The sequence below is a fragment of the Thiolapillus sp. genome (assembly GCF_048562965.1).
GTDB lineage: Bacteria > Pseudomonadota > Gammaproteobacteria > Chromatiales > Chromatiaceae > Thiolapillus > Thiolapillus brandeum_A.
In genome coordinates, this window is record NZ_JBHNMF010001370.1 from 1 (window position 1) to 669 (window position 669).

The 669-nt window shown below is 48.9% G+C and carries 1 protein-coding gene; it reads right to left on the reverse strand.

All coding sequences use genetic code 11. From position 1 onward, the window contains the following. Positions 1-651 (reverse strand): non-hydrolyzing UDP-N-acetylglucosamine 2-epimerase (gene wecB / locus ACOCD2_RS24375; RefSeq protein WP_293681876.1); only part of this gene is annotated, 651 nt, incomplete at its 3' end. Between the last annotated feature and the right edge of the window lie 18 nt (positions 652-669).

The following is a 669-nucleotide window of genomic DNA, read 5'->3' on the forward strand; positions in this document are numbered from 1 at the left end:
GAGCAGCAACGAGCTTGCGAAGTTGTTGCGTAGTGCTTGGTGACCAGGACGGCTGGGGCACCAATAGGTTGTCAAAGGCCGAGTCGATTTTGGGGACTGGGATGTCCCAAAATCTATCACTAGGCCGAAGACACGCTTGTTGGGGTTGAGGTGTACTGGATATACGATTTGTACATCCTTGCGCACACTGATCTTTTTGAGCGCAAGGCAGATGTCCTCAAACCCTCGGCCAAAATTCTCACGGCGATGTCCTGTTACAAGAATCAAGCGTTTCTCGGGGTCCAGGAAAGAGAATTGTGTTGACAGTTGTCGGCTAATTTCGGGGGTGTTGGCGATTTTTTTTGTCACGTCAAGTAATGCGTCGATGACGGTGTTTCCGGTAACGATGATTTGATGGACAGGGATATTTTCGGCCAACAGATTTTCCCGTGCTTTTTCTGTAGGTGCAAAATGTAAGTCAGCAATAGCCCCTGTCAGTTTACGATTGATCTCTTCTGGCCATGGGGAGTAATTGTCACCAGTCCTCAAGCCCGCTTCTATATGCCCAACAGGTATTCGTTGGTAATACGCTGCCAATGTTGCTGCAAATGTGGTTGTGGTGTCGCCGTGTACCAATATTCTGTCAGGGTAACTACTCACCCCTATCAGCATAGAGCTGTCCCGAAAAGG